The organism is Flavobacterium sp., from assembly GCF_044369455.1.
Lineage (GTDB): Bacteria > Bacteroidota > Bacteroidia > Flavobacteriales > Flavobacteriaceae > Flavobacterium.
On the sequence record NZ_JBIPLW010000017.1, the window covers coordinates 1 to 18,669 of the forward strand.

Genomic DNA, 18,669 nt, shown 5'->3' on the forward strand with positions numbered 1-18,669 from the left:
GTTTTACATTTCGGCTTACTTTCGGAAGATTAATTTTAAAATGTTTTTTGAAAACAAAAACTTCAATATTTAGATAAATTTCAATTGAAATTTAGAACGTCGAAAAACTGAGTGGTAACGTTCCCGCGGCTACACGACTGTTGCGAACTTCGTAAACGTTTATTTTCCGTTAAAGATACTATTTCTTGCGAAACGTGAACGTGAAGTTACCACAAAATTCGCAATAGCGTGTAACCGCTGTTAGCAACAGTTTTTATTCTGGAAAATGGAAAGCCATAATTTCTGCATATATAAATTTTTCTTTGTCAGTAGGAAAATGGAAGATATATGAGAAAGAACTTTCGCCATTACTACCATTTTCTCTGACAAAATATTCGTGTTTTGGAATACTTTCTTGCATTGTTTTTAGAACTTTCGAAAATTCTTTATTACTAACAAAAAATATTATTGAAACCTTGCTATCTCTCCAAGTCAAATATCTATCAAACAACTGATTAATTGTATCGTGTAATATCCCTTCACCTTTCCAGTATTTACATTCAGCAACAAATAAATTTGTTCCATCTTTATATTTAATCAGGATATCTGTTTTACCATTTTTATTAAAAGTTTCTCCTGTTACTGTTGAATTATCATAACGTATTTCTAAAGTTGGTAAAACATAATCTCGTAAACCTTCTTCATCCTTATTTTTAAATATTGAAGGTTTTTTTTCTACAGATTTAAAAAAAGTATAAATTACTTCAATTATGTCTGAATAAAAAGCGTCATCCATTGCTGGTGTTTCAGTATACTTTTTTGTTGTTTTTTTGTCAACTATTGGTTCGGGAATTATTCGTTTACTCGCGATCGGAACTTTAAATATTGTATCTGTCTTTTTATTTATGTGAATATTAAGTTTTTCGAAAAATGAATTTTCAGATAAAACTTTTTCTTTTTTTCTTTCAAACGTATTCTCAAATGTAGAAACAATTTCCGCTTTAAATTTTTGCAAATCGTTATTAATGTTTGTTACATTTCCTGTTATACCTTTTAATAAATCATTTTTATTGTATTCGAATTGTTGTTCATTTTGTTCATATAATTCGAATTCGGCTGTTAAGTTTCCACTATCAAGACTTGGGACATTAACATTTGGATGGTGCATGAGTCGAGTAGAAGGCGAAAGAAAAAATAAAAAATAAGAACCAACATATGGAACACTTAATTCAAATCTATATGTTTCACTTTCGTATTCTGTTCCATGTTGCTCTTTTTTTATTTTTCTCTTACCAATAAACTTTACTGTCGCTTGTTCAGAATATACAGTTAGAGGAGTAAAATCGTATTTGTTTTCAATATATTGTTTGAATTCACTTTTATTAACATTCAAAATATAATCATTAGACTTATTATTTATTTCATCTGTTATTTCCTTTAGATAGTTTCTAAAGGTTGATGAAGCATCTTGAACTCTAAATATTGATATTAATGCCATTTAGATTTTTTTTGAGTTAAAATTGTTGCTAACGTTTTGCAGCTTGGCGAAGTGGCGGATTTAGAAGCACTTACTTTCAATTTAGCACTAATGTTTATTATAAATCCGAATGTTCAATTTAGCACTGAACCCGCCATTTTGCCAAACTGCTGTTATGCGTTCGCCCTTCTTGTTATAAAGAATAAATAAAATCTTTTACATTGTCCCAAGTCCATTCTTTACACAGAATACCATACATTTCATCAGGTTTGTCTGAATATCCTGCACCGTCAATATAAATACCTAAAATTGGAATTTTTTCTTCTTTTGCACAATTAATTTCCCAAAGCTGTCCTGTTGCTTTTTTTGTGTTTTTGGAGATTAGTGCAATAAATCCGTCACACCCTTTAATTTTAGTTCTACAATTTGTTTTCCATTGTGAGTCCCAAGGTTCTTTAACAGACATATCTACAAAGTCGTAAGGAACGTTTTTGTTTTTTGCTTGTCCTGTAAAAAGGATTTTTGTTGTTTGGTCTTCTATTGCGAAAGCCACGAATACTCTTTTATTTGCCATATCATTTAATTTTAACAGTTACATTTTGGTAAAGTTTGATAGAATAAAAATCCAATATACATAAGTTCGATTATTCCAATTATGTAAATGAATATTCTAAAATATTCTATAATTTTTGTTTCAGTTTTTGAATTCGGTTCATACTTGATTTCTTGTGTCAAGATTTTCCACTCGTCTTCAAACATATTTGTTCGCAATTGTTTTTCTATTTTGTCAATTACCTTAAATTTACCTCTGTTAAGCAAGGCGTAAGATAAAATTAACTTCTCCCAAAAATAAGACACAATTAAAGACAAAATGGTTAAAGTGAGCATTCCCAACATTGCTTTAATTGAGAACCCAAAAGTTTTTCCAAGAACAAAACCGACTGAAAGGATTGAAGAAGTGATTGTGAAAAATAAATTATTCACTTTCATTCTGTTTTCAGTAACCTTTTCGGTTGAACTAACCATTATTTTGTATTGGTCTAATTTTAGTTTCCTATCATCATCATATGTCTTTGTTAGAAACTTTATACAATGTTCAGGATTTTCAAACACCTGAAAACCTTGACAAAATAAAATTGATTGTTCAGAAGCATTACTTAATTTGTAACCAACAATTTGTTTGTTTATGTCTTTTGCTTTTGCATATTCCCAAATAATTTGTTCACTTTCAAAAGTGTCAGCACCAAGTAAGAAAACAACAAAGTCACTTTCTTGCATTTTCTGTTCAACTTTCTTTTGCCAAGTTTCCGATTGTTCAATTTCTTGTTGAATTGCAACGAAATTTTCGGATTTAGTCAATAGGTCGTCAATAGCTTGTTTAGCTACACTCTTGTCTTTACTTCTATTGCAAACAAATAATTTCATTTTTTAATTTTGTTTATGGGTGCGTCGGTCATAGGGTGACGCATAACGTTCCGCCGCTTGGCGAATTAGCGGCAATTTAAGAAAAATATCTTAGAAAAGCTAAATTGGAAAATCCAGAGGATTTTCCAAGAAAGATAAAACCAGCTGTTTCGCCAAACGGCTGTTAGCAGTAGTGGCATTCACAATCTATCTCTGTACATTTCTATAACTTTATCTCGGTTTTCGATTGGTTCATTCTTTAAAATGTCAATTAGCGTTACCATTTTTTCAGCGTTTACTTTTATTTGCGATATGTTCAAGTTTATATCTTGTGCTCCAAGTTTTCTATTTAAATAACTTGCCCAACCGTAAATCTTTTTCTTGGATTTTAATTTTTCATCTGCAACAACTGAAATAAACTTTTGTTTTTGAACTTCAATTTCATAAGCCTCTTTAATCAATTCCCATTCCATTAAGCCTAGCTTTGTAGTTCTGTCCCAAATTCCATTTCTGTTTATTATTATTTGTACTCTTCTGTCTAAAATGTGAAACAAACTCACTACGTATCCAAGTCCAAAAAAGCATAGTGGAAACCAAAGTTCCCAAGCATTATTTCCTTTAGCAAAGATTAGCCAAGAGCAAGGAATTACGAATATTGAACATAAAAGAAATAATCGTAAAGACTTAATTGGAGATTTGTAGAGTTTAATTTCTGTCATTATATTTTATTGATATGCAGGATTTTAAAGCCATTACTGCTAACGTTCCGCCGCTTGGCGAATTAGCGGCAATTTAAGAAAAATATCTTAGAAAAACCGAATTGGAAAATACAGAGTATTTTCCAAGAAAGACAAAACCAGCTGTTTCGCCAAACGGCTGTTGTGTGTAGTGCTTTCTTCACATTTTTGTTCCGATGTAGTATACTTTTTTATCTTTCGGCATTACAAAGATTAATTCCGCTCCATTTGGCGTAATTCCATTGCAATATATACTCCAAGGATAAACATATACATCTTCTTTTTTTAAATCTTCCAATCTCGGAAACCAAGGAATTTCGTGTTGCCATCCACTTGCCATTTTTACCGCATCATTCAAAACTTGAGGTAAACTATCTAAACGATAGAAACCGTTTTTATTTTTCAATTCCTCTTGTTTCACTTCCGATATGTCAATCGCATATGCATCTAGATAATCGCCAGTAAAAGAGCGACCAGTTTCATAGCTATTTGTTACTTTTTCAATTCTCTGGTCTCCAAGTCCGCACCAATTTAATACAAATCTTACGTCAGATTTTGTCGCTTCATTTTCAACAGTTTTATTTCCGATTGTCATTGAATAGGCGAGATATCCTAAAATCAGAATGATTCCAATTAATGATATTCCACCCCAAATCGCGAGTGCATTTTTTCCGATTCTTTTTATTTTATCTTTCAATTAGTTATCTTTCAACGGTTTGTTTGGGCATTACACACAACGTTCCGCGGCTTCGCGTCTGTTGCGAAGCCAGCGAACTGCTTACTGTCAACTAAGATAAAGTTTTTTCGTGAAGAAAGAAGTTCAATTCAAGAAAAACCAGCAATAGCGCGAAACCGCTGTTAGCAGCAGTTTTTATTTAGTTCGAGGTGGTTCTTCTGTTGTTATTGTCGGTGCAACTTTGTAATTTCTTAGTTGATTTTCAGTTCCAATAATTTTTACTTTTTCATCAAGATATAAAATGTTCATTTTTAGGTTATGATTTTTAGTAATATCAATGACTTCAATTTCATTTTTGTTTATTACAATTTGAATTAAATCTGGATTATTTGATAAATCTAATTTCTTCAATTTATTGTTGTCAACGGTTAGGTATTTTAAATTTTTGAAAGGTTTCAAATTTAATTCTTGAATTTTATTGTCCATCATGTTTAATGATACAATATTCGGGCAATTTGAAATTTTTACTTTTTCCAGTTGATTTAAACCGCAGGCAAATCTTTCTAAAGATGGCAAATTTGAAATTTGAATATTTTTAAGTTTGTTTCTAGCAATATAAAGCTCTTTTAACGATTGAAGACCTTCTAATTTGAAATCAACAATATTATTTTTAGTCAATGATAAATAAGTAAGATTTTTAAAGTTTTTCACATCATCAGCATTCTCGATGTTGAGTTCCATTAAGTCTAATTTTGTGATACTTTGAGATTCTTCATAATCTATATTTCCATTTTTATTAGTGTCAATTTCAGGATATTTAGTCAAAACTATTTTTTCAAAATCTGGATTTTCAAATTTTATTACTTGAGAGTAATTTAAATATGTGACAAAAAATGTAATAAATAGTAGTGTCTTTTTCATTGATGGTGGTTTAAAATTGCTGCTAACGTTCCGCGGCTTCACGAAGTGGCGAACTTCGTAACCGATAATTTTCTGTTAAAGATAAAATTTCTTGCGGAAAATAAACGTGAATTTAATACAAATTTCGCCATTTTGTGAAACCGCTGTTGGTGGTAGTGTTTTTTAAAAGGTTATAAATCCGTAATAAATTTGGTAAGTGATAAATATTAAATACATTATTGTCGCAATGATAAATGCTTTTCGTTTTTCAGATTCTGTTTCAATTTTTAGTTTATAAATTTTAAATATATTATAGATAATTGGTGGTAAAATAATTATGAGATTAGCAATTTTTCCTGAATTGATTGCCGTTTCACTTTCTGAACCTGCTCCTGAACCAAAATATAGAAAGAAACTAAAAAGCAGAAAAAAGTACATCACATAAAAGTAAACTATTTCTAAAATAAGAATTAATGCTAAGAATTTAGGATTTGTTTTTAAGTTCATTTTTGAATTATTTTCCTGTTGATTTTAACATTTCGGCTATTCTTCTTTCAGCTTTTTTTTTAGTAATTCCATTAAAGTAATCTTTTACGAATTGATGTTCAAAATCATTATTTGGAATTATTTCAGGCCTTGAATTTCCTTTTCTTGTGTAAACCGTTGTTGGAATGTTTGTCGTGTTTTCATAATCTGGAAGATAATTACTTAACCAACCAAAATATTTTGTTTCGTGATTTTCGTTATTAAAATTTTCTGAATAATCTTCAAAGCTTTTATCACTTAACGAAACCCAAAGTCCATATTCTAAATTTTCACAATGGTCGATTACTTTTTGTGTTAAAGTACAACGAATGAATTTGTCAGTTTGGTCAGCATATTCAATTACACAAAAATCAGAAGTAAGTTCTGCAATTGTTTGCTTTTCATTTTCGGTTAAATTATGATAATGAGTAGGCGAGGAGTAAGTTAAAGAAGGCCATTCTTCGTGTTCTTTTCCGCAACATTCACAAATGTATTTAATGCTTTCTGACATATTTTAGTTCTTATTTTGCAGATTTCGTGTAACATTACCACCAACGTTTTGCAGCTTGGCGATGTTGCGGATTTTCAGCACCAAACCTTCACAAATATAGACAAAATTTTGATTCATCACTTAAGCTTCCAAAAAATCACTGAACCCGCAATATCGCCAAACTGCTGTTGTGCGTTCGGTGTTTTTATTTATTTAATTTAATAAAACCATTTCCATTTTCTCCTTCTTTGATTGTTTTATTTTCAATTAAGTTCCAATCGATTTTCGGATATTTTTCTTTAAAATATTCCATATTATCTTTAAGTTGGTCTGTAATTTCTATGTAAGGGTTTGATTTACTCTTTACGTTGACAATAATGTTTCCAATATATGTTATTTTAGATTTTTCAACTGTAAATGGTAATTTAAAATTTATTGGATTACTAAATTCTCTTGTAATCATTCCTCCGTTCCAAAAAAACCAAAAACCGTCAAATTGATAATTACCTGGTTTTTGTTCAAGAACAATTGGGAAAGTTTTTTTTTCGTTTAATTCACCGTTAAATCTTCCATTAAATTGATTAACATTTACAGTAAAATATGTCGAATTATTTTTTGTTTCTTCTTCATTTTCTCCTTTGTATGTCATATGAAATCTATATTTGTCGTAAGGTGATTTCTTTTTAGGATGAACAAATGTTACTGTTGCAATTACTAAACCATTTGTATTGGTAGAATTAAAAGTTGTTTCAGTTGAAACTTTTGATTGTTTTATTGGAACGCAACTAATAAACAAGGTAATAAAAATTGTAAGAGTTAAAAATTTGTTTTTCATAATTATTTTTACTTAAGGTTATTAATTTTATGGATTTCGTGTACACTGACGCACAACGTTCCGCCGCTTGGCGAATTAGCGGCAATTTAAGAAAAATATCTTAGAAAAACCGAATTGGAAAATACAGAGTATTTTCCAAGAAAGATAAAACCAGCTATTGCGCCAAACGGCTGTTATGCAACGTATTTTTATGTTCTATTTATTTTTAGAATATACGGCTCTTTTCTGGAGAAGCCATAAATTTCTATAAATTCTCTGTTGACTTCTTTTATTGGAATTATAGAATCTAATTCTCCAGCTTCATAATTACAAATAAACAATGTTGAATCGATTCTTTTCAACTTCATTTTTTTTGTCGCTTTTTCTTTCATTAATTCTAATAGATATGGTTTTTGTAGTTCAACATTAAAACCTATCAAAATATCTAATTCTTTACTTTCAAAAGTTAGTTTTTCAATTTCACTTTCTGTTAAATCGGTTTTAGTCGTTTCCAATCTCACAAAGTCTAGTTCTAAATTTCTTTTCGCATCTTTTTCATCATCCTTGTAAAGTGTAAATCTGTTGTCACTTACAAACCTGAAATTCCCAAAGGAATTATTTTCCACAAAGATTTCATTGCCAACAATTTTATAATTGTTTGTCTGTAAATTTTTTTCAGAATCTGATATTATTATTATACCGTTTTTAAACTCAAACAGATTTATTTTCGGAACTATGTACGTATCTCCATTTGTGGTCAAAATCCATTTTCCTTCAAAATTTTGGGCAAAATTTAAATTCATAAACAAAAATGTAATTATTGTAAATAGTTTCATTTTAGCAGATTCGAAATATGTTGCATAACGTTCCGCCGCTTCATGAAGTGGCGAACTTCGTAACAGCATATTTTCTGTTAAAGATAAAAATTCTTGCGAAAGAAAAATGTGAATTTTGCACATTTTTCGCCATTTCTTGAAACGGCTGTTAGCCGTTCGGTTTTTTCTTCTCAAGATTTTTGTTTAACCTTCTCAATTCTATTAAAATTGAGTCATTTTTATCCTTTCCACTAATTTGATTTATTACTTTTTCAATGTTAACTTTCAATGAGTCATTTATAAAAGTTTCGTTTTGTTTTTTCAGCATTAAAATACTTTTCTCATTAAGTCGTTCTTTGCTTTTCCCAACTTTAACAGCTATAATTTTTCCGCCAACAAATCCTTCATCTTCAATTCTAAATTCTGTATCGATTGGAAGTTTTATTTCTGATTTTAGATTGGCTGTAATTAACACTTTTCCATTTTCATTAAGTTGGACATCTTCAATTTTTCCAATTTCGAATCCATTAACTTTTAGTTTAGTTTCATTGGTGATTCCTTCGGCATTTTCCGTTTGAAGAATTAAGGTTCTTGTTTTCGAACAAGAAAATATTGTAAATGCTATTGTTATTAAAATGATTTTCTTCATCGTCGATTTTTTTTGAGTTCCGCTAAACTGACGGCTAACGTTCCGCCGCTTGGCGAATCAGCGGCAATTTAGGAAAAATATCTTAGAAAAGCTAAATTGGAAAATACGGAGTATTTTCCAAGAAAGACAAAACCAGCTGTTTCGCCAAACGGCTGTTATCACACGGTTTTCATACTAACTTGAGAACGCAACGTGACCATTAACTTTTCCAATTTCTACTTCACATGCTAGCATCAGCTTACTTTCTTAGAAAGATTTCAAAGCAAACATTTTCAATTACTCTTTCAGTTTTCTGTTGAATTTCACTTTCTGCAAACACTTTCCAGTTTCCATTTTCGGCTAAAATTATTCAACTACATTTCTAATTTCAATTTTCGGATAACTTTCGGTTAAATTTTGATTTCTGTTGAAACAGTTTTGAAATATGCTTTGAAAACCGAGTTTCAATTTTAGACTAAATTTCAATAAAATTTCCGGAGCGAAAACTGTGTGATAACGTTTTGCAGCTTGGCGAAGTGGCGGACTTTGAAGCACTTACTTTCAATTTAGAACTAAACTTCTTTTGAAAATCAAATGTTCAATTTAGCACTAAACCCGCCATTTTGCCAAACTGCTGTTGGCAGATCGGCATTTTTATTTTAATGATTCACAATATTCTTTATTTACAACTTTGTCACGCATATTTGATTTGTTGTTGAAATTTCTTGAAATATTTCTAATTATATCGCTATAATTGTCAGTTCCATCATCTCTTTTATGATAAAATGGTTTTATCGATGCACAATGTTTATGCTCAAACAAAGTACTCAATAATGTTCTGTCAGATATTCCACAAGAATGTCCAAATATAAAAATTTGATAATCTCCACTATTTAGAAATTCTAACAATTGTTTGTAGTTATCTGTTTCTAAATATTTAATTGATTTAATATTTTCAAGGTAAATATTATCATTAAGATTTTCAATTGATTTATAATCTTCATCTATTTCATCTCCAAAACCAAAAATAACATCGTTTTTATCATATTTATCTGTTGTTCCGTGAATATGTATGTATTTTTTTCTCAATTCTTTGTTTGGGTGATATGATTCAAATTCATTATGATTAGTATAAATTTTTTCAGTAAACGTGTAGTTAAAATTAAGAAACAATAATTCTTCTGGTTGCAAAACAAAGTAATTTGGAGCACTATCAGAAATTAATAATTTACGTATTTCTTTAATTGGCTCTTTATCTCCAATTCGGGATATTAATCTACGATTTTCTTCATTTAATTCGTTCATATCGATTTGATTATTCTTCAAACCATTAATGTCGTTTTGTAGTTTCGAATATTCTAATTCAGCTTTTTTGTTTATTGATGTTTCTGTAAAGTCTTTAAGTTTAAAATCTGAATAAATTTTATGACCAATATTACTTCTTATTCTTGCACTATTTATATCTTTTCCAAAATCTTCGTTGAATTTTTCTTCAACCTTTTTTAAATAAACTTTAAGTAGTTTTTGAACTTTATTAAAGTCTTCGTTTAATGCGTTAATTTTGTAGTCACAATTTTTTTCTTTGAAGGATTTTTTTAATAATGAGTAATATTCGTTTTCAATGTCAACCCAATTTTGTTCTTGTTTTTTTGAAGTAATTATTTCTAAAAATTTATTTTTAAAAACTAACTTTGATTTAATATATTCTAAACTGCCAATAAGTTTATCAAATTCAAATCCTGGCAACCATTGAGTTGGCACAACATTAATAAATATTTCATCATTCTCAAATTCAGTATTGATTTCACTTTTATGAATTTCTTTTATCGTGTTTTCCCAATAGTCATTTATGAAATGATTGTAACTAGTGTTAATTCCGTGTGCTAAATCAAAACCGTTTCCAATTAGTATTATTCTATTCATTTTTTATATCTCGTTTTTTCTGCGATTCGCAATATGCTGTCTGCCAACGTTCCGCCGCTTGGCGAATCAGCGGCAATTTAAGCAAAATATCTTAGAAAAGCTAAATTGGAAAATCCAGAGGATTTTCCAAGAAAGACAAAACCAGCTGTTTCGCCAAACGGCTGTTATAACACGTTCTTACATTCCACTAAAAATTTCACTCAAACTAATTTCTGTTTTTTTTATTCCATTTCGTTTGTCAATACTTTTTCCAAACAACCTTTAAATTAAACTTCGTTTTTTGAAGTAAAATGAATAATGGAAATTCGGTTCATTTTCGGATAAATAAACTTCTGATTTCAAAACCTTATTGTTTTTCAGGAATTGAATTTCTTTACCTTTCAAACCATTTTTAAGAATTGATAGAATTCCATTTTTATTAATTTCTGTAAAGTCCAATCCTGGATTTCCATAACTTTCCTTATCGTCAAAATCATATTTATAAAAAAATTCATTTTCACAATACTTATTATATCCAGGAACTGTTGGATTGGATATATTAAAGTAAATTAATAGATTTTTTGATATGTAACCAATTATAATTTCTGTTTGAGGATTTTTATTTAAGCGAAACTTTTCAATGTAAGTTTCTCCAACTGTTTCAGATGAAATTTTCTCGAACTGTTTGCTTTCTAATAAAACAGTATTTATAAAATCCTTCCAAATGTTGTCGTTCATTTACGCTGTTTTTGTGAATGTGTTATAACTAGCTTATACTCGTATTTTCTGAACCCATTTTGTTCCAATAGAGTAGGATAGTCGAAGCTATTTTTATTTTTTGTTTCGTGTATTGAACTAGTTCTTTTAATTTCATAGCCTTGCAAATTTATACTTTTTTATAGTGTGTCAAACGGATTCTTGATGTTTTTCAATGAAGTACTACTAACATGAGTATAAATCATTGTGGTTTTTGGACTACTATGTCCAAGTAAATCCTGAATGTAACGCAAATCGGTACCACTTTCTAGTAAATGTGTAGCAAAACTATGACGTAACGTGTGCAAACTAATTCGCCTATCGATTCCTGCTTTTTGTGCTGCTTTTTGCAAAACTAACTGCGCACTTCTAGCAGTATACATGCCACCTGCAAAACCTTCAAACAAATATACTTTTGGCTTGTAGACAGCATAATATTCTCGCAATATCATCAAAACTTTATTCGATAATAATGTATAACGATCTTTTTTGCCTTTTGCATTTTTAATATGAATCAACATTCGCTTGCTATCAATATCCGTTGCCTTCATATGCAATGCTTCACTAATTCGTAACCCCGATGAATAGATTAACGCTAACAATGTTTTATGCTTCAAATTATCAGTAGCATCTATCAATCGTAATACTTCTTCCTTGCTCAAAACGTTTGGCAAAACCTTTTCCCTTCTTGGTCTATGAACGCTGTCGATATCCATATTCGTGTTGGATACAATTTTGAAAAATAATTTGATTGCATTTACAATCTGATTCTGATAGGTAGCGGATAAATTTCGTTTCAAAACAAAATCATTGTTGTATTTTATAACATCATCATTGGTTAAATCAGCTACTTTCTTTACTCTATGAAAAACTAAAAATGATTTCATAGCATCAAGATACGCCTTTATGGTGCTTTCACTATATCGTTTCGATTTCATCCAATCCTTAAAAACTTTCAAATGATGAGTACCATCTTCATTAGGCAATAAATCTATAGGTAACGGTAAATTAAAATAAAAACGATTTGATTCACTATCAGGAATATGCCAAACACGCCTAGTAGCACTCCATCGACAACCTTCAAAGGTTTTTATCCATGAAATTAATTCATTGTCTTTTTCAAATGAAACCGAAATTCTTCGTTCACCTCTATGTTGTATTATTTTTGCGCTCCATTTCATAATGAAACAAACTTAGGAATAAATTTACAAATAAACAATACTTCTAAAAATAAAAAGCCCTAACTAAAAACTAAAAATAATCAACATTTTTTCCTAAATTTGCTATCCAAAAATTAAATACCACAATAAATATGGGAATGAATAAAAATACCGTGCTCGGATGGGCAACATTAATTATGATAATCATGGGATTAGTCCTCATCGGATTAGGAATATACCGCTATGCTGATGTTGCCGGTTGGGGATTTGGAACCGTTGGAGTAGGGTTCTTAGCCAATGCTTGGGTATTTAGTTCGCTAAAAGGAAGAGTGTAAAAAGCATTCACCGGCCAAAAAATATTAGAAATCATTGCTATTAGATAAAAATTCAATTTAAGACTTTTTACTAAAAATTAGTAAACTCGCAAAGGGGCTAAGACGCAATAAACAGTAAATTTTATTTGCGTCTTAGCGAGAAATACTCTAAACTAGAAAAAGCAAATTAAAATTTCATAAAACACAATAAATCAATGTTTGGCATGATATTTAAAAAGTTTTATTGGGCATCAATGATTAGAAATATTATTTTTATGATAAAATGATTAAGTTTTTAAAAGTATCCATCCTATTCTTTTTGGTTTCCCCGATGCTTTCAGGTGCCCAAATAACAGATTCGTTGCGTATAAAAAATAATACTACTATTCCTATTCAAACAGTAATTGACTCAGTAAGCAGTTCAAAACTTGCAGATACTATTAGCTCAAATACAAAAAGAAATAAAAAAAAGAATGACACACCCGATGTCTTGTATCTTCTTAATGGAGACAAATTAACAGGCAAAATTGTCTCTTTTGAACAAGGACGTTTACGTTTTGATGCACAAGGTCCTGGAAATGTATATATCAAATGGTATAAAATAAAATCTATAAGTGGTGGAAGCAAAGTGTATAGGGTTGAAAATGATAAAGGAGAAATTTATATAGGCAGAATAATTGAAACGCCTGTAAGTGGTGAAATAGCAGTTTTAAGCATACCCAAACAAGAATTAAAACTTGAACATGTTATCCGAATTCATCCTCTTGAAACAGAATGGTTTAAAGGGTTTAAAGGTGATTTAGGTGGCGGGGTAAGTTATACAAAATCTTCGGATGTATTTCGTATCAATGCAGAAAGTAATCTTTACTATATCATTTCGAAATGGAGGTTTGTTTCTAATCTCTCTTATATTTCAACCTCTACCAGAGATTCCGATTTTTCAGAAAGAATTCAATTTACTTTACAAGAGTTTTATACGCTACAAAATAAATGGTTTCTATATGAACAAAATTCGTTTAACAGGAATGATGAATTGGGAATTGATGCAAAGATTTCATTTGGGATAGGTGGCGGTAATTTTATTGTCCTAACAGAAAAACAAAAATTAAAAGTTTTTTCAGGAATCTTGCAGAATTTCGAAAAAACAATACAAAGAGTTAAATTCACTTCAGATATTGAATGGCCATTAGCATTGCAGCACAACATATATAGTTTTCTCCATCCCAATTTAACCTCTTCAACTTCACTTACTTCTTTCGTAGGAATCACCGAACAAGGCAGGTATCGCTTTGATGCATCTACCGATTTAACTTGGGAATTTGTGACTAATTTTAAATTGGAATTATCTTTTTACTATAACTATGACAATAAAATAATTCAAGGAAAAAACAATCAAGAAGATTATGGTTATGTACTTTCCCTTTTATTAGATTTAAAATAAAATCATTTTTATAATTCTTTTTTTTAAAACTATCTTTGTTAACATAAATTTTCAAACAATACACAACAACATGTCAGACGATAAGAAAGTAATATATATATTTTTAAGTAATTGATTTTTTATAATTTATATTTTATATAAAATAAAGTGGGAATATTTTAATCAAAAGTGGGAACATTATAAACACATTCGTACAAAAAATAAACCCCTTCAATTGAAGGGGCTTTATAATTTACAACTCAACGGCTAATAGTTCTTTACCTAATGAATGTAAAGCATTCTCGATTTTCTCTCTTTGTTCAACTCTTGGTTTTCTGTGACCTGTTGAATAGTGTTGTAATTGTTTTTGATTAATACCTGTTATTTTTTCTAAAGCCGAATTAGTAAAAATTCCTTTATAATAGTTTAATAAACTAATAGTGTCAAATTTATATACTAACTCATAGTCACCTTTTAAAGATTGAGGACAACTATTTAACTCTCTTAATGTTTCTATACAATCCAAAATATCTTGTTTGCAGTCTTGAACAGTATCTCCTCCACCTACAATAGCTCTTTCATTCTCAGAGTATCCCCAAAACCCATCATCATTTTTTTCAATAATAATTTTAATACTTTTCATGATTTTAATATTTGTTGTTATTAAGTTTCTTGTTCATGGAAATGAGACTACAACCCCATTTCCTTTTTTAATTTTAATTCTAAACCTTTCCCAAGTTCTTTTGCTCCGTGGTTTGGAATAACTATCTCTACACCATCTTTAATATAGATTTCGTGACTTCCTTTGCCCTGTCGCAAAAACTCCCAGCCATTCCGTTTTGCTAACCTGATGAATTCATTACATTTCATAGAACTTGATTTTTAATCACCTGTCAAAGATAGTAATTATACTATCATTTTAAAAATGTTTTTTAATTTTTTTTCTTTTTGTTAATGTTTAGTATATAAAAAACTATACCGCTCAAAAAGGTTAATATTTAAGGCATCAATAATGAGAATAATAGAAGTTATATTCAGCAAACGCCTGACTGCAAAAAAATATCTTTTTACTATAACTATGACAATAAAATAATTCAAGGAAAAAACAATCAAGAAGATTATGGTTATGTACTTTCCCTTTTATTAGATTTAAAATAAAATCATTTTTTTTAATTTATAAAAGTTATAGGGCTAATTTATATTGCTTTTAAGAATCAATAAATAAGGCATTTGTCCTGTTTTTAGATTTTTGGAAATCATTATCATGATTGTCAATCACCAAAAAATTGTTTTCAATGCCATGGTATTTAAAAAATTCGATTTTCATTTCTAAAACTCGCTAAAATACAATTAGTAACAAAGAGGCAATATACAAATGCAAAAAACCGTCTCTGTATTGGAGACGGCTTTTTACTAATCAAAATAAATTTTAGAATCTATACCCCAAACCCAATTGAATGGATGTGGTACCTACTTTGGAAACTGGCCCATCATAAATGTTGGCTAATCCTAAGTTATAACGTGCATCGAATAATAATCCAGATTTCATTTCGTATCCTGCACCAAAACCAATTCCGTAATCAAGTGATTTTACGGTGTCTTTTATGCCAGCATCGCCACCCGCTTTAATTGCTATTTCTGGCCCAGCTTGCACATTAAATGCTTCAGTAATATAATATTTTCCCATAATAGGAATTCGCAAAAAATTTAGTTTTGCATCTTTAGCACCTTCGGCAGAATACAATACTTCGGGTTGTAAATGTAGTTTCTCTGATAGCGAAAAATCAACCAAACCACCTACATAAAACCCGATTGTAGCAGTTGTAGCCAGATCGCCCGTGAAATTTGAATTTGATAAACCCGCTTTCACTCCAAATGCCATTCCTTTTTTGTCTTGTGCATTAGTGAATGTGAACGCACAAACTACTATTGCAGATAAAATAATTTTTTTCATTTTTTTCATTTTTAAAAGTTATAAGGCAAATTTATATTGCTTTTAAGAATCAAAAAATAAGGCATTTGTCGTATTTTTAGTTTTAGAGCACAAATGAATTATGAAATTAATTTATTGTTTTTTGCTTTTTCAACTGCCTCTAATTTGTTGTGAACTTGAAGTTTACCGTAAATATTTTCTACATGTTTTCGGACTGTATTTGTAGAAAGACACAAATTATCGGCAATATTACTATATTTTATGCCTTTAGAGAGTTGCTCTAAAACTTCAATTTCTCGAACCGTCAACTTATTCGATTCATCAGTAGTGTCCTCTAAAATGATAGGATTTCTAAATAATTTTAAAGTTTTCATCGCTACAGAAGGCGTCATTGTAGCACCACCATTTAGCGTATCTAAAATGCCTTGTTTCAAATCGGTTGCTTTTACTTCTTTGAGCAAATAGCCGTCGGCACCGGCTTTTATGGCATTCAGAATATTTTCGTCATTATCAAAAGCGGTTAGCATAATGATTTTTATATGTGGATATTTTTGTTTGATAAGTAATGTAGCTTCAATCCCGTTCATAACAGGCATTTCAATATCAATTAAAATCAAATCGATCGTATGATTTTCTTTGAGTTTCTTGAGTAATTCAGCACCATTATCGGCTGAAAATTTAACTTTAATATCTTCAAAAAAGGATAGTTTTTCTTTAATAGCGTTTATCAAAAATGAATTATCGTCGACAATAGCAATTTTTATCATAAGTTTTTATTTAATTTCGAGAATAACTGTTGTACCTGAATTTGTATTTGAAAGAATTTCTATAGTTCCATCAATGGAACTCATTCGTTTTTGCATGTTTTTTAATCCGTTTCCTTTTGCTACGGTTTCAGGATTAAACCCTATACCGTTGTCTGTAATTTTAATGCTTGTTCTGCCCAAAACGTCATTTATATCTATTGAAATCTGACTGGCTTTGGCATATTTTAGGGCATTATTTATGGCTTCTTGAATAGTTCTGTAAATATTCATTCCTTCAACAGAAGTTAGTTTTTTATGTTTTACTTTTTCCTCAATTTGAACATTGAAGTCAATTTTTTCAGTCGCTAATTTTGCATTTTCAATGAAATTATATATTCTCGAAATTAAATCTTCAAAACCTATTTCTGAACTATTCATTGCCCAAATGGTGTCTCGAAGTTCTATGATTGTAGCTTGAGTAAAATTACTAATATTAGAAAGTTTCCTGTCCAATTTGTCATTGGTAATATCAAAAGCCATTTTTATAGTGTCTATAGATGAAATAATAAAGGTGAGTTGTGCACCAATATTATCGTGTAAATCTCTTGAAATTGTTAATCGTTGTTCTTGTAATTTATCTTGCGATTCTATTTTGAGAATAGCATTTTGTAGTTCAAACTCTTGTTCTTGTTGATTGTTCTTGATTTTTTGTTGACGATAAAGAAAGAATATAATAATAATTACCAATACTGCTACAATAGAACCAGCAAGTATAATGGTATTTTTTTGTTTTGCGTCTGCTTTATTTTGCGTAATTAATTTTTCTTTTTTAACGGTTTGATATTTGGTTTCAAGTTCGTTGATACTTTTTGTTTTTTCGATGGAAAAAAGACTGTCTTTCCCAATATTATATAAGTTTGAATAATAATAAGCTTGAGTAAAATTTCCTAATTTGGCATTTGCTTTTGAAATGGTGTTGTATGAATTTATTAACAAATAATAGGTTTTTGATTTCTGGGCATTTTCCAATGCTATTTTTGACCAATAAATACTTTTTTCATATTTTTTTTGTTTAATTAAGCAATTTGCATAGGTATTTGATACATCGGATACTTCGTAAAAATTCTCATATTTGATGTGATTGTTTATTGCTTCAATATAGTTTAAATTGGCTTTTTCATATTGATGAAGACTGTCGTAAACAATTGCAATTGTTGAGATAGGATAGCCCAAATAACTCTCATGACCTAAATTTTTGTATCCGTTTTTGGCTATTTCTGAATACTTTAAAGCTTCTTGAAATTTGCCAAAATTAATATAAACAGAACCCAAATTTCCTGACACTATGGTAATGCCCGTTTTGTCATTTATTTTAGCATATAAATCGTAGGCATTTTTGTAATATTCTAAAGTTTTTTTATAGTTTTTTTGATTTTTGAATAAAACACCAATGTTAATATCTACCATGGCCTGTTTGCCGAAATCTTTCTTTTTTTCGTAATAATAAACGGACTTTACATAATTATTTAATGCTTCCGAAAACTGTCCCATTTGATCCAATGAGGTACCTATATTATTAAAAGAATCCGCAATACCTAATGAATCTTTTATTTTAATTCGAAGTTGTAATGCTTTTTTATGATAAATTATAGCTGAATCTAGATTGCTATTGTATTGAAAAGTATTGCCAATAGTATTATAGGAATTAGCTAATAATTTGTCACTCTTTAGATTTTTAGCCACCACAAAAGCTTTTTTGGCAAAAATCATTGCTGTTTTAAGATCAGAATAACTGTATTCTTCAGATAATAGCGTTAGTGTATTATATTCTTTTTCACTTTTTTCGTTTGTAAGACATTTTTTTAAGCTATCGATTTTTTGTAGCTGTGAAGAAACAACAACTGGAAAAACAAAAAAAATAAATAGTACTGTTTTTTTTAACATAATAATGCAATTTAAAATAATTTAGTTCAAAACTTGAAGATATTTTTGA

General features: G+C 29.5%; 21 protein-coding genes. 2 read left to right on the top strand and 19 right to left on the bottom strand.

From position 1 onward, the window contains the following. Positions 1 to 253: 253 nt before the first annotated feature. The 14 genes from ACIQ2L_RS12495 to xerA all read right to left on the bottom strand — a co-directional run bounded on the left by ACIQ2L_RS12495 (position 254) and on the right by xerA (position 12,284). On the bottom strand, positions 254 to 1,477 hold the full coding sequence (locus ACIQ2L_RS12495; RefSeq protein ID WP_396159301.1) for a hypothetical protein: 1,224 nt from the start codon (positions 1,475 to 1,477) through the stop codon (positions 254 to 256). Positions 1,478 to 1,649: 172 nt separating this feature from the next. Further along, positions 1,650 to 2,030, bottom strand: coding sequence for a TIR domain-containing protein (locus tag ACIQ2L_RS12500; RefSeq protein ID WP_396159303.1), 381 nt, complete (start codon positions 2,028 to 2,030; stop codon positions 1,650 to 1,652). Positions 2,031 to 2,041: 11 nt separating this feature from the next. Then, the gene (locus ACIQ2L_RS12505) at positions 2,042 to 2,881 is read right to left on the bottom strand and encodes a TIR domain-containing protein (RefSeq protein ID WP_396159305.1); all 840 of its coding nucleotides are present in this window, start codon (positions 2,879 to 2,881) and stop codon (positions 2,042 to 2,044) included. 179 nt (positions 2,882 to 3,060) lie between these two features. Continuing rightward, entirely contained in the window at positions 3,061 to 3,579 is a 519-nt protein-coding gene (locus tag ACIQ2L_RS12510) for an STM3941 family protein (protein ID WP_396159307.1), read from the bottom strand. A 178-nt stretch (positions 3,580 to 3,757) separates the two neighbouring features. After that, positions 3,758 to 4,294 (bottom strand): hypothetical protein, encoded by a 537-nt coding sequence (locus tag ACIQ2L_RS12515; protein ID WP_396159309.1) that lies wholly within the window; start codon positions 4,292 to 4,294, stop codon positions 3,758 to 3,760. A 174-nt stretch (positions 4,295 to 4,468) separates the two neighbouring features. Further along, positions 4,469 to 5,194: a leucine-rich repeat domain-containing protein gene (locus tag ACIQ2L_RS12520; protein WP_396159311.1), complete on the bottom strand. Its 726-nt coding sequence runs from the start codon at positions 5,192 to 5,194 to the stop codon at positions 4,469 to 4,471. Between the two features lie 162 nt (positions 5,195 to 5,356). Beyond that, on the bottom strand, positions 5,357 to 5,680 hold the full coding sequence (locus ACIQ2L_RS12525) for a hypothetical protein (protein WP_396159313.1): 324 nt from the start codon (positions 5,678 to 5,680) through the stop codon (positions 5,357 to 5,359). Positions 5,681 to 5,687: 7 nt separating this feature from the next. After that, on the bottom strand, positions 5,688 to 6,209 hold the full coding sequence (locus ACIQ2L_RS12530) for a DUF2199 domain-containing protein (protein ID WP_396159315.1): 522 nt from the start codon (positions 6,207 to 6,209) through the stop codon (positions 5,688 to 5,690). 184 nt (positions 6,210 to 6,393) lie between these two features. Next, positions 6,394 to 7,023, bottom strand: coding sequence for a hypothetical protein (locus ACIQ2L_RS12535; RefSeq protein ID WP_396159317.1), 630 nt, complete (start codon positions 7,021 to 7,023; stop codon positions 6,394 to 6,396). Between the two features lie 188 nt (positions 7,024 to 7,211). Next, positions 7,212 to 7,961: a hypothetical protein gene (locus tag ACIQ2L_RS12540; RefSeq protein ID WP_396159319.1), complete on the bottom strand. Its 750-nt coding sequence runs from the start codon at positions 7,959 to 7,961 to the stop codon at positions 7,212 to 7,214. 25 nt (positions 7,962 to 7,986) lie between these two features. After that, a complete protein-coding gene (locus ACIQ2L_RS12545; RefSeq protein WP_396159321.1) occupies positions 7,987 to 8,466 on the bottom strand; it encodes an MlaD family protein in 480 nt (159 codons plus the stop codon). A gap of 633 nt (positions 8,467 to 9,099) precedes the next feature. After that, positions 9,100 to 10,368, bottom strand: coding sequence for an AbiH family protein (locus ACIQ2L_RS12550; protein WP_396159323.1), 1,269 nt, complete (start codon positions 10,366 to 10,368; stop codon positions 9,100 to 9,102). Between the two features lie 261 nt (positions 10,369 to 10,629). Beyond that, the gene (locus ACIQ2L_RS12555) at positions 10,630 to 11,085 is read right to left on the bottom strand and encodes a hypothetical protein (protein ID WP_396159325.1); all 456 of its coding nucleotides are present in this window, start codon (positions 11,083 to 11,085) and stop codon (positions 10,630 to 10,632) included. A 158-nt stretch (positions 11,086 to 11,243) separates the two neighbouring features. Next, positions 11,244 to 12,284: a site-specific tyrosine recombinase/integron integrase gene (xerA, locus tag ACIQ2L_RS12560; RefSeq protein ID WP_396159327.1), complete on the bottom strand. Its 1,041-nt coding sequence runs from the start codon at positions 12,282 to 12,284 to the stop codon at positions 11,244 to 11,246. A 131-nt stretch (positions 12,285 to 12,415) separates the two neighbouring features. On the opposite strand from xerA, the gene ACIQ2L_RS12565 reads away from it, so the two are divergent. Continuing rightward, a complete protein-coding gene (locus ACIQ2L_RS12565; RefSeq protein ID WP_396159329.1) occupies positions 12,416 to 12,598 on the top strand; it encodes a CAL67264 family membrane protein in 183 nt (60 codons plus the stop codon). Positions 12,599 to 12,860: 262 nt separating this feature from the next. Continuing rightward, positions 12,861 to 14,018, top strand: a complete 1,158-nt coding sequence (locus ACIQ2L_RS12570; RefSeq protein ID WP_396159331.1) for a DUF481 domain-containing protein — start codon at positions 12,861 to 12,863, stop codon at positions 14,016 to 14,018. Between the two features lie 232 nt (positions 14,019 to 14,250). On the opposite strand, the gene ACIQ2L_RS12575 is transcribed toward ACIQ2L_RS12570, so the two are convergent. The 5 genes from ACIQ2L_RS12575 to ACIQ2L_RS12595 form a co-directional block, all read right to left on the bottom strand. Beyond that, positions 14,251 to 14,640 carry a type II toxin-antitoxin system HicB family antitoxin gene (locus ACIQ2L_RS12575; protein ID WP_396159333.1) on the bottom strand — a complete coding sequence of 130 codons (390 nt, stop codon included), beginning with the start codon at positions 14,638 to 14,640 and terminating at the stop codon, positions 14,251 to 14,253. 47 nt (positions 14,641 to 14,687) lie between these two features. Beyond that, positions 14,688 to 14,867, bottom strand: coding sequence for a type II toxin-antitoxin system HicA family toxin (locus ACIQ2L_RS12580; RefSeq protein WP_396159335.1), 180 nt, complete (start codon positions 14,865 to 14,867; stop codon positions 14,688 to 14,690). A gap of 559 nt (positions 14,868 to 15,426) precedes the next feature. After that, positions 15,427 to 15,951 carry a porin family protein gene (locus ACIQ2L_RS12585; RefSeq protein WP_396159337.1) on the bottom strand — a complete coding sequence of 175 codons (525 nt, stop codon included), beginning with the start codon at positions 15,949 to 15,951 and terminating at the stop codon, positions 15,427 to 15,429. Positions 15,952 to 16,049: 98 nt separating this feature from the next. Beyond that, entirely contained in the window at positions 16,050 to 16,697 is a 648-nt protein-coding gene (locus ACIQ2L_RS12590; RefSeq protein WP_396159339.1) for a response regulator, read from the bottom strand. 6 nt (positions 16,698 to 16,703) lie between these two features. Further along, positions 16,704 to 18,620, bottom strand: a complete 1,917-nt coding sequence (locus ACIQ2L_RS12595) for a tetratricopeptide repeat protein (protein WP_396159342.1) — start codon at positions 18,618 to 18,620, stop codon at positions 16,704 to 16,706. Between the last annotated feature and the right edge of the window lie 49 nt (positions 18,621 to 18,669).

Bases quoted from the DNA above. Each gene is read 5' to 3' on its own strand.
- ACIQ2L_RS12550 (WP_396159323.1), bottom strand. From the start codon at position 10,368: ATGAATAGAATAATACTAATTGGAAACGGTTTTGATTTAGCACACGGA.
- ACIQ2L_RS12565 (WP_396159329.1), top strand. From the start codon at position 12,416: ATGGGAATGAATAAAAATACCGTGCTCGGATGGGCAACATTAATTATG.
- ACIQ2L_RS12540 (WP_396159319.1), bottom strand. From the start codon at position 7,961: ATGTGCAAAATTCACATTTTTCTTTCGCAAGAATTTTTATCTTTAACA.
- ACIQ2L_RS12520 (WP_396159311.1), bottom strand. From the start codon at position 5,194: ATGAAAAAGACACTACTATTTATTACATTTTTTGTCACATATTTAAAT.
- ACIQ2L_RS12510 (WP_396159307.1), bottom strand. From the start codon at position 3,579: ATGACAGAAATTAAACTCTACAAATCTCCAATTAAGTCTTTACGATTA.
- ACIQ2L_RS12530 (WP_396159315.1), bottom strand. From the start codon at position 6,209: ATGTCAGAAAGCATTAAATACATTTGTGAATGTTGCGGAAAAGAACAC.
- ACIQ2L_RS12580 (WP_396159335.1), bottom strand. From the start codon at position 14,867: ATGAAATGTAATGAATTCATCAGGTTAGCAAAACGGAATGGCTGGGAG.
- ACIQ2L_RS12525 (WP_396159313.1), bottom strand. From the start codon at position 5,680: ATGAACTTAAAAACAAATCCTAAATTCTTAGCATTAATTCTTATTTTA.
- ACIQ2L_RS12590 (WP_396159339.1), bottom strand. From the start codon at position 16,697: ATGATAAAAATTGCTATTGTCGACGATAATTCATTTTTGATAAACGCT.
- ACIQ2L_RS12595 (WP_396159342.1), bottom strand. From the start codon at position 18,620: ATGTTAAAAAAAACAGTACTATTTATTTTTTTTGTTTTTCCAGTTGTT.
- ACIQ2L_RS12575 (WP_396159333.1), bottom strand. From the start codon at position 14,640: ATGAAAAGTATTAAAATTATTATTGAAAAAAATGATGATGGGTTTTGG.
- ACIQ2L_RS12585 (WP_396159337.1), bottom strand. From the start codon at position 15,951: ATGAAAAAAATTATTTTATCTGCAATAGTAGTTTGTGCGTTCACATTC.
- ACIQ2L_RS12505 (WP_396159305.1), bottom strand. From the start codon at position 2,881: ATGAAATTATTTGTTTGCAATAGAAGTAAAGACAAGAGTGTAGCTAAA.
- ACIQ2L_RS12500 (WP_396159303.1), bottom strand. From the start codon at position 2,030: ATGGCAAATAAAAGAGTATTCGTGGCTTTCGCAATAGAAGACCAAACA.
- ACIQ2L_RS12545 (WP_396159321.1), bottom strand. From the start codon at position 8,466: ATGAAGAAAATCATTTTAATAACAATAGCATTTACAATATTTTCTTGT.
- ACIQ2L_RS12535 (WP_396159317.1), bottom strand. From the start codon at position 7,023: ATGAAAAACAAATTTTTAACTCTTACAATTTTTATTACCTTGTTTATT.
- xerA (WP_396159327.1), bottom strand. From the start codon at position 12,284: ATGAAATGGAGCGCAAAAATAATACAACATAGAGGTGAACGAAGAATT.
- ACIQ2L_RS12495 (WP_396159301.1), bottom strand. From the start codon at position 1,477: ATGGCATTAATATCAATATTTAGAGTTCAAGATGCTTCATCAACCTTT.
- ACIQ2L_RS12570 (WP_396159331.1), top strand. From the start codon at position 12,861: ATGATTAAGTTTTTAAAAGTATCCATCCTATTCTTTTTGGTTTCCCCG.
- ACIQ2L_RS12555 (WP_396159325.1), bottom strand. From the start codon at position 11,085: ATGAACGACAACATTTGGAAGGATTTTATAAATACTGTTTTATTAGAA.